The organism is Brevundimonas diminuta ATCC 11568 (assembly GCF_000204035.1).
In the GTDB taxonomy this organism is placed as follows: domain Bacteria; phylum Pseudomonadota; class Alphaproteobacteria; order Caulobacterales; family Caulobacteraceae; genus Brevundimonas; species Brevundimonas diminuta.
In genome coordinates this window covers 365,403-369,792 of the sequence record NZ_GL883084.1, presented here as the reverse complement: position 1 = coordinate 369,792, position 4,390 = coordinate 365,403, and the positions used below count along the sequence as shown (strand labels likewise).

The 4,390-nt window shown below is 68.2% G+C and carries 5 protein-coding genes; all 5 read left to right on the top strand.

Going from position 1 to position 4,390, the window contains the following annotated elements; all coding sequences use genetic code 11:
* On the top strand, window positions 1-314 hold a 314-nt coding region (locus BDIM_RS01855; RefSeq protein ID WP_040344559.1), incomplete at its 5' end, for a TonB C-terminal domain-containing protein.
* Between the two features lie 118 nt (window positions 315-432).
* Window positions 433-1,815: a Tol-Pal system beta propeller repeat protein TolB gene (gene tolB / locus BDIM_RS01850; protein WP_040344558.1), complete on the top strand. Its 1,383-nt coding sequence runs from the start codon at window positions 433-435 to the stop codon at window positions 1,813-1,815.
* 152 nt (window positions 1,816-1,967) lie between these two features.
* A complete protein-coding gene (gene pal / locus BDIM_RS01845) occupies window positions 1,968-2,522 on the top strand; it encodes a peptidoglycan-associated lipoprotein Pal (RefSeq protein ID WP_003163860.1) in 555 nt (184 codons plus the stop codon).
* Window positions 2,523-2,631: 109 nt separating this feature from the next.
* Window positions 2,632-3,780: a DUF3667 domain-containing protein gene (locus tag BDIM_RS01840; RefSeq protein ID WP_003163859.1), complete on the top strand. Its 1,149-nt coding sequence runs from the start codon at window positions 2,632-2,634 to the stop codon at window positions 3,778-3,780.
* A 43-nt stretch (window positions 3,781-3,823) separates the two neighbouring features.
* Window positions 3,824-4,390 (top strand): hypothetical protein (locus BDIM_RS17760; protein WP_040344556.1); only part of this gene is annotated, 567 nt, incomplete at its 3' end.

Below are 4,390 nucleotides of genomic sequence, written 5' to 3'. Positions count from 1 at the left end.
GCTCCGCGCCGCGCGCGACCGGGCCGCAGCTTGCCGCCCTGGGCGCCCAGGTGACGCCGAACTGGAACCTGAACTGCGACATGCCGGGCATGGACGACCTGGTGATCCGCGTGACGGTGCGGTTGAGCGCCGACGGCCAGATCATCGGCACGCCGCGCCTTCAGGACACCCGGAACGACCCGACCTGGCGCGCCGCATCCGAGGCCATGTTGCGCGCGCTGCGGGCGACCTCGCCCTTCACCGTGCCCGATGGCTTCCAGGCGCAGGAAGTGCCTTTCCGCTTTGAAACCAAGCGTCAATGCGGGAACCGTTAGGACGTAAATCGCCTATCACCCCAAAGTCGCCCAAATCCCCGTGAAGCTGGCGATCATCCGCCGCGCTGATGTTAAGAGGGGCGGCCAGCCTGACCGTAACGACCCGAAGGATCGACCCATGCGCCTGAACCGCCTTCTCGCCTCGGCCGCCGTGCTTGCGATGACCGCGCCCCTGGCGTTGGGCGGGTCCGTCCAGGCGCAATCCACCCCGGCCGTCGGGGCGCCGATGCAGGATGTGGTGGTGGACGAGGGCGTGCTGCGTCCCCTCCAGATCGCCGTCGTGCCCTTCACCGGCCAGAACGGGTCGCAGATTTCGGGCGTCATCAGCGGCAACCTGAAGCGATCGGGCTTCTTCGATCCGCTGAACCCGGCCAGTTTCGTGGAGACGGGCCTGACCCTGGCCAACGCCCCGAACTTCCCGCAGTGGACCTCCATCGGCGCCCAGGCGGTGCTGTACGGCGGGGTGACGCCGCGCGCGGACGGGCGGATCGACGTGGGCTTCCGCCTGTACGACCCCTATCGCCAGTGCCAGCTGGTCTCCTATCAGTTCACCGCCACGTCCGAGCAGTGGCGCCGCATCGCGCACAAGATCTCTGACGTGGTCTATCAGCGCCTGACCGGCGAGGCGGGCTTCTTCGATTCCCGCGTCCTGTTCGTGTCGGAGAGCGGCACCCAGCTGAACAAGCTGTCGCGCCTGACCATCGTCGACCAGGACGGCTACAACCCTGTCTTCCTGACCCAGGGCGACGAGGTGATCATGTCGCCGCGCTTCTCGGCCTCCAACCCCGACGAAGTGACCTATGTGGCGCTGGGCAAGGACTACAGCCGCATCTACCTCTACAATCTGTCGACCGGCCGCCGCGAAAGCCTGGGCGAGTTCGACGGCCAGGTTCTGGCCCCGCGCTTCTCGAACGACGGGTCGAAGATGGCCTTCTCGATCATCCGGGGCGGCAACACCGACGTCTATGTGATGAACCTGCGCAGCCGCCAGCTGTCGCGCCTGACGACCGATCCGGGCATCGACACCTCGCCGTCGTTCAGCCCCGACGGCAATCAGATCGTCTTCACCTCGGACCGTTCGGGTTCGGCGCGCCTCTACACCATGCGGGCGGACGGCTCGGGCCAGCGCCCGATCAGCCGCGGCGGCGGCAGCTACACCGCCCCGGCGTGGAGCCCGCGCGGCGACCTGGTGGCCTTCACCAAGCAGCAAGGCGGCCGCTTCCACATCGGCGTGATGAAGTCCGACGGCACGGGCGAGCGCATCCTGTCGTCCTCCTATTTCGAGGAAGGCCCGTCCTGGGCGCCGAACGGCCGCTACATCGCCTTCGCGCGTCAGAGCCCCGGCGGCGACACCCGTCTGTGGACCGTCGACCTGTCGGGCCGCGTCGTGTCTCAGGCGGGCTATGACGGACGCGGTTCGGACCCGGCCTGGTCGGGTCTGCTGGATGCGCCGCCGGTCAATCTGGGCATCGGCCAGGGCGCGGATTCCTGCCCGGCCTGACGGACTTACGGCTTCGTGAGATCACGAGCGGAGCCATTCCCATAAACTGTGCGTTATCGCGGCTGGCGCGGTGTTGCGCTGCGCGTTAGCAGCGCTCGCATACAGTCAAGCTAGAGGCGTCGGCCTCGAACCGAATGAGAAGGAGACGATCCATGAACACCTCCACCCTGATCCGGCTCGCCGCTGTCGGCGTCGCCATGGCCTCGCTGGCCGCCTGCACCAAGCCCAAGGTCGAGCCGGCCGTGCCGGTCGAAACGCCGCCGCCGGCCGTCGGCCCGCAGTATCCGACCGCCCCGACCGGCCCCGTCAGCGGCGGCAACGTCGGCGCCCCGGCGCCCGGCTCGGAGCAGGACTTCGTCGTCAACGTCGGCGACCGCGTCTACTTCGACCTGGACTCCTATTCGGTGCGCGCCGAGGCCCAGCCGCGTCTGGACGCCCAGGCCGCCTGGCTGGCCCGCTATCCGCAGGTCACGGTCCGTATCGAAGGCAACGCCGACGAACGCGGCACGCGCGAATACAACCTGGCCCTGGGCGCCCGCCGCGCCGAGGCCGTTCGCTCCTACCTGATCAGCCGCGGCGTTCCGGCCGCCCGCATCGACACCATCAGCTTCGGCAAGGAACGTCCGATCGCCGAGGGTTCGAACGAGTCGGCCTGGGCCCAGAACCGCAACGCCCGCACCGCCATCGTGTCGGGCGCGCCGCGCTAAACACGCGACGTAAAAAACAGACGGATCGAGGCGTCGGCGTAAGCCGGCGCCTCTTTTCTTTGCGCCTCCAGACGATCAAAGTCCGCCGCGAATCCTGGGGAGGGACAGCATGGATCTGGAAGCGGCGGGCGGAGCGGTGACGGCGGGCGTCATCGCCGGGGCGATCGAGAAGCCGACGGGCCATGCGGGCGAAGCTCACGGCGCCTGCGCCGACTGCGGGGCCGAGGTTACGGGCAACTTCTGCTCCAACTGCGGCCAGGCGGCCCATGTCCACCGCACCTTGCTGCATCTGGGCGAAGAGCTGCTGCACGGGGTCATGCATTTCGACGGCCGTCTGTGGCGCACCCTGCCGCTGTTGATCCTCAATCCGGGGCGGCTGACCCGCGAATGGGTGCAGGGCAAGCGGACCCGCTTCGTCTCGCCGCTGGCGATGTTCCTGTTCACCCTGTTCGTCATGTTCTTCGCCCTCAGCTTCATGCCGCATCAGGCGGTGACGCTGCCGTCCCTCTCGCAGCAGATCGAGGCCCAGAAGGAGGCGATAGTCGAAGCGGAGCAGGTCGCCGCCGCCGCCCGCAAGGAAGTCGATGCGGCGGAGGCGGCGATGGAGCCGTCGGACGGCTCGCCCCCGGCGTTCAACAGCGGCGCGCGGGCCGGCGCCGCCGCCGGCGCTCTGGCCGGAGCTGAAGCCGGCGTCATTGCCGAGAAGGCCAAGCTGGAGCGTCTGCAGAAGGACGCGATCGAGGGCCGCAAGGACGGTCTGGCCTCGGGCAGCTGGCAGGCCCAGGTGGCGGACATCGCCTCCAGCGTCGGCACGGACGGCCAGACCAACGGCCTGACCAAGACCGTCGCCAAGAAGCTGAAGAACCCGGACCTGGCGCTCTACAAGCTGCAGCAGACCATCTACAAATTCGCCTTCCTGCTGGTGCCGTTGTCCATCCCCTTCGTGGCCCTGATGTTTCTGTGGAAGCGGGGCTTCACCCTGTACGACCACGGGGTCTTCGTCCTCTATTCCCTGACCTTCATGTCCCTGCTGCTGATGGCGGTGGTGCTGGTCGCCACGACGCTGAAGGGAGCGGGCGCGGCGGCCGCGACGATCGCGGCCCTGATCGTGCCGGCGCACATGTTCGCCCAGTTGAAGGGCGCCTACAGCCTGAAGGTCTTTTCGACCCTGTGGCGGACGGTGGCGCTGCTGATTTTCTGCGAGATCGCGGCGACGCTGTTCATCGTCGCCATCATCTATCTGGGCCTCGGACATTGATCGGGGCCTTGCCGTCGCCGCAAATCGATGGGACGACAGGACCATGCTGAAGACGCCATTCCGCCTCACCAAACCCGCCGTCCTGACGGCGATCGGCCTGACCCTGATCGGGGGCGCCGTCGTCGCCCAGGTGCAGCCGATGGAGCCGATCCAGTGGGACAAGCGCCGCCTGGACCAGCTGGACCGCAACGTCCGCCGTCTGGAGCGCGCCCTGACCCAGCGCAACGCGGCCGGCGAGCCAGTGCTGGTCGAGACGGATCCCGAGGTCGTGGCCTTGCAAGGCCAGGTCTCGATCATGGAGCGCCGTCTGAGCGACGTGGAGCAGACGTTCCAGCGCATGAACGCCGACAGCGAGCGTCTGACCTTCCAACTGGACGAAGTCACGCGCGAGAACACGCAGATGAGCCGCCGCCTGCGCGATCTGGAAGGCCGCGTCGAGCGCGCCGAAAAGGCCGCCGAGGAAGCCGCTGAACTGAACGGGCCGATCGTCGCCCACTCGCCGACCGGCGACGCGGCGCAGGATCTGCAGGCCGCCATGCGTCTGGCGGGCGAGGACGCCGCGCGCGGCGGACGCGCGCTGGAGACCGTCATCGTCACCTGGCCGAACACG